5 protein-coding genes and 1 pseudogene are annotated in these 4744 nt (G+C 43.6%); 1 reads left to right on the forward strand and 5 read right to left on the reverse strand.

What is annotated here, in order from left to right:
* The 5 genes and pseudogenes from HZC12_01265 to HZC12_01285 form a co-directional block, all read right to left on the reverse strand.
* Positions 1-388, reverse strand: a 388-nt coding sequence (locus HZC12_01265; GenBank protein MBI5025363.1) for a bifunctional precorrin-2 dehydrogenase/sirohydrochlorin ferrochelatase, incomplete at its 3' end; no start/stop codon positions are given.
* Complete coding sequence (locus tag HZC12_01270) at positions 385-1146, reverse strand: outer membrane protein assembly factor BamD (GenBank protein MBI5025364.1); 762 nt, start codon at positions 1144-1146, stop codon at positions 385-387. The genes HZC12_01270 and HZC12_01265, both read right to left, overlap by 4 nt.
* Positions 1147-1205: 59 nt before the next feature.
* Positions 1206-2017 (reverse strand): annotated as a pseudogene (locus HZC12_01275) (2-oxoacid:ferredoxin oxidoreductase subunit beta).
* A complete protein-coding gene (locus HZC12_01280) occupies positions 2001-3731 on the reverse strand; it encodes a 2-oxoacid:acceptor oxidoreductase subunit alpha (GenBank protein MBI5025365.1) in 1731 nt (576 codons plus the stop codon). Before HZC12_01280 ends, HZC12_01275 begins: the two are co-directional and overlap by 17 nt.
* A gap of 139 nt (positions 3732-3870) precedes the next feature.
* Positions 3871-4167 (reverse strand): transposase, encoded by a 297-nt coding sequence (locus tag HZC12_01285; protein MBI5025366.1) that lies wholly within the window; start codon positions 4165-4167, stop codon positions 3871-3873.
* A 220-nt stretch (positions 4168-4387) separates the two neighbouring features.
* On the opposite strand from HZC12_01285, the gene HZC12_01290 reads away from it, so the two are divergent.
* Positions 4388-4630, forward strand: coding sequence for a hypothetical protein (locus HZC12_01290; protein ID MBI5025367.1), 243 nt, complete (start codon positions 4388-4390; stop codon positions 4628-4630).
* Positions 4631-4744 lie beyond the last annotated feature (114 nt).

Below are 4744 nucleotides of genomic sequence, written 5' to 3' on the forward strand. Positions count from 1 at the left end.
GGCTTGTGCCGCTTGTAGATATAGCAATTGTCAGAGGGCCGCGGCTTATTGTGGATGGAACAATAAAGTTTCCCTGAGAGGGCATATCAACTACATTAATAAGAGACTTTGCATCCCTTGCAATCTTTATATTTTCTTCCCAAGAGGAAGTTGCGGCAATAACAAGAAATGCGGCTTTAAGGTCATTCTTTTTATACGTTCTATTAATATGTTTTATCATCCCTTTCTGTTTTAATGTTTCAAGGGACTTTGTGACACTCTGGCTTATAACAGTAACGCTGGCTCCCGACTTAAGAAGGGCATTTACCTTTCTTGCAGCTACAGGGCCGCCACCGACTACAACGACTTTTTTACCTTCGAGATTTAGAAATACAGGGTAGTAGCTCACTTCCCCGTGTTTATAGAGGCAATTAACTTCTTTGCGTCATTAGAAAGTTTATTCGTGGGATATTTTGACAACAGTGTGTTAAAGACATCGAGCGCCTTATCCTTATCCCCGAGATGATTATATGAGACGGCAAGATGATAGAGGGCATCGGGTTCATTTTTAGTGTTCGGATACTTTTCTATAAGCTCTCTGAAACGCCCGGCTGCGGCATTGTAAGAACCCTTCTTAAAGTAGAACTTCCCAACATAAAGTTCATATTCAGCAAGGATACTTTTACACATCTTTATCCTGCTTTCAATAACGTCCATATAGGGGTTCCTCGGATAAAGCCTCTGGAGTTTTTCAAATTCCCTCAATGCCCTGAGAGCCATGGAATAACTCGTATCAACAGAGTCTATTTGCTTGAAATAAGTCAGGGCCAGTTGATACTGGGCATATGGGGCATATTTATGATGGGGGTGGACATCGAGGAAGTTTGAATATTCCACGAGTGCTTCTTCATAACTTTCTTCTTCAAAATAGGTATCACCAATCTTTATCTGGGCAATTGTGGCATACTTTTTTGAGGCGTCCTTTGCCTTTATATCCTGAAGTATTGCCCGTGCTCCCTCATAATCTTTCTGTTTAATCTTTTCATTGGCTTGCTGAAGAAGGGCCTCCGGTTCAAAAACAGGAGTATCTTTGAGGGCAGTCTTTTTTGAAGAGCATGCAAATGTAAACAGTAAGATAATAATAGGGAGTAAAAATGCCCTTTTCATTGAAGTATATTAAGCTTTTCAGGGCGTTTTAATCAAGTGGTTAATATAGGGGGATAGATTTAGTAAAACTCCTGCATGGCATTATCAAAAGGACCACCTGTCTCGAGTGAGACAAGAGGCCCCTTCTTGAGTGTTGGTATCTGGTCCTCAAAAGTTTGTCGTACGGATTTATAAATCACGCCAATGGGGATTTTCTCACCCCACTCAAGAGACTTCTCAAAGGCAGATGCCCTGTCCTCTGGATTATAACCTGCATCGAGCGTATAAACCCTTTCTCGGTACCATGCAAAGGTGTTGAGCCTGTTAAAGGTGACACATGGCTGAAGTATATCAATCATTGAAAAACCTTTATGGTTGATTGCCTCCTTTATGAGTCCTGTAAGATGGCTGACATCTCCTGAAAAACCTCGCGCAACAAAGCTTACATTCAAAAAAACTCCGAGGGCAATGGGGTTAAATGGCGATACTATTACACCGTCGGGCTGGACTTTTGTTGTCATTCCTACATCTGAAGTCGGAGATGCCTGGCCTTTTGTAAGTCCATAAATCTGGTTGTTATGCACTATAAGAGTAATGTTTATATTTCTTCTGATTGCCCATCTCCGGCAACAGCAACCACCGTAAGTTCATGGTTTGTAAGTTTTGCGCCTGTTGCAACTGGAAGAGTTCGGCCATGCAGGCCGTTAAAGGTATTGCATCGCAGGTAATGGGGTAGCTTACCGGCCTGCCCTATTCCTGAGACAAGCAAAACCTGGTGCGGTTCAAGGCCAAGCTCTACAAATGCCTGTTTTACGGCTCTTAAGATTCCAAAATTTCCACAGCCAGGACACCATGCAGGTTTCTGACCCTTGTAATCATCTATTGAGGGCATTTTTCAGCTCCCTGATAATTTCCCCTGATGTAAATGGCCTGCCGTCGAATTTGTTAATACTCCCGTTGAGCTCAATGCCTGTCTCTGCACTGATAAGTCGCCTTAGCTGGCCTGTGAAATTGTTTTCAACCGTATATATGTTTTTAGCTGATTTTATTACTCGACCTATTCCCTCTGGAAAAGGCCAGAGTTCTTTAAAATGCAGCATTGATGCATTTATGCCCTCTATCCTCAGGAGGTCTATGGCTTCCCTCAGTGCGCCGTAAGTAGAACCCCAGCCTATTAAAAGCAAATCAGGATTACCCGTGCCATAAAGTTCAGGCATAGTGATCTCAGAAGCTATGCCCTGAAGTTTTCGCATCCTCTTAAGGACCATGGCCTTTCTCGTCTCAGCATCCTCTACGATATGTCCCTCCTCATCATGCTCATCACTGTCAGTAACAACTACTGCCTTTTTAGCCTGGCCCGGGATCGCTCTCGGAGATACACCAGAGTCGGTGATTTTATGCCTTCTGTAATCCTCTGTAACTTCATCATCCCTTAAAAGTGCCCTTTCTATTTTTATGCGGTTAAAGTCAAGGCCATCTACTGACCAGTAAGAATCTGCTAAGTGCTGGTCGCTAAAGACAAAAACTATGCACTGATATTTTTCAGCTATGTTGAATGCCTTTTGTATCAGATAGAATGCGTCTTCAGGGGTACCTGGAGAAAAGACTGCCTTTGGAAATTCTCCATGACCTGCATGAATGACAAAGAACAATTCGCCCTGCTCTGTCCTTGTAGGCAACCCTGTGCTCGGGCCTGGCCGCTGCCCTATTACAATGACAATGGGCGTCTCTGTCATTGCAGCAAGGGAAACTCCCTCGGTCATAAGGCAGAATCCTCCGCCAGAGGTGGCAGTCAGTGACCTTACTCCTGTGAAGGAAGCACCTAAGGCCATATTTATAGCTGCTATCTCATCTTCTGCCTGCTCAACCACAAGCCCGAATTCCTCTGCCTTTCCTGCAAGATAGGTAATAATCCCTGTTGAAGGTGTCATTGGATAGGCTGACATGAATTTGCATCCAGCGGCAAGTGCGCCGAGGGCAAGGGCCTCATTGCCGCTTATCAGCATCCTTCTTGGCCCATGTATTGGCGATACATTGAACCGGCATCGCAGACATTTTTCCTTTGCATAATCATAACCAGCCCTGGCTGCCCTGATGTTGCCCTCAACAAGCTCAATGCCTTTTCTGCTGAAAGATTCCCTCAGAATGGATTCGAGGATTGAAAAATCAAAATTCAGCATGCCGAGGACAGCGCCCACAGCCACTGTATTCATCATTACTTTGTTCCCGCCCTTTTCAACTGCAATTGTCTCCATCGGCACATCGAGAAAGGAAGGGTCGCTGTGATTTATTCCAAGCGATTTAGAATCATAAAGGACAAGGCCTTCTCGGTTGCGAGTCGTACCGACTTCCACAAGTTCTGAACGATGCCTTTCAATGCTTTCTCTGTCTAAGGCAACAATGAGGTTAACCTTTTCAGATGAAGAAAGCACAGGCCTGTCAGAAAATCGGAGCTGATAAAAATTATGGCCGCCTCTTATCCTCGATTCGTAGTCCTGATAGGCAAAAATATGAAAACCCCCGCGGAGAAACACTTTGCATAGGACATGGCCGATGGTCTGTAAGCCCTGCCCAGCCTCTCCGCCAATCTTTATAGAATAATCCATAGCACTCTTTAGCATATCGTGTTTTTACGGTCAAGGAGTTTAGGCAAAAAATATGAGGGGTGGGGAATGCGCACGCTATGCATTTTCAAGGATTATCAGCGCTGTTAGGGCAGAAAAGGGGACAGGCGACTTTTTTCGTTCACACATGTCCGCTGCTGCCATGATGCCGGTGATAACGCCTTACATGGCTCGTCATCACCCATTGCATCCACCGGCTCAGATCTTCCCCACGATCCGGCTTCACAACCATATGAAAATGATTAGGCATCAGACAATAACCAAAGAGCTTTACAGAATATCGCTCCTTTGACTCCTTTATCAGTTTCATAAATGCCTCATAATCCCTATCTTTATGAAAAACCTCTTGTCTCCCATTTCCACGATTAATGACATGGTAAACAATATTGTCTGCTAATCCTCTTTCTATCCTCGGCATAAGTCATTCAATTATCCATAAAAAGTAGCCTGTCACCTTTTCTGCCTTTTCTCCTTTCGCACTTGCCTGCCCTCGACTCCGATCGGGCGATGCGGAATCCGGTATTTCTAATAATGGTTTTCTGCCAATACATTAAAGTAGCCTGTTAGATGTTCTCTTCCATTGACTAAACTTACCCTTTTTGTTATTTTTAAACAAATCTCGAATAAAGGAGCATGCAATGCCGATACAGGCCGAAAAACAGAAAAAAATAATGAACATCTTAGATGACCTGCCGCCTGAAAAGCTTGACGAAGTAATAGACTTTGCCAAATATCTGAAAATAAAACAAGAACCATTACAAAAAGAAAAAAAGAAAGCACGCCATCTGACAATCCCAACCTTCCATCTTGGTCATATAAGGAAGGAAGCAACTGCAAGGGATAAACTTTACAGGGAATATCTTGACCGCAAAGCTGATTGATACAAACATCCTTGTTTATGCTAACAATGAGGATTCCGAATTCCACTCTGTTTGCAAATCGATTGTTGAAAAAGCTATAAATGGCGAAATAAAAGCTGCAATTGCCGTGCAAAA

Source organism: Nitrospirota bacterium (assembly GCA_016214385.1).
Lineage (GTDB): Bacteria > Nitrospirota > Thermodesulfovibrionia > UBA6902 > JACROP01 > JACROP01.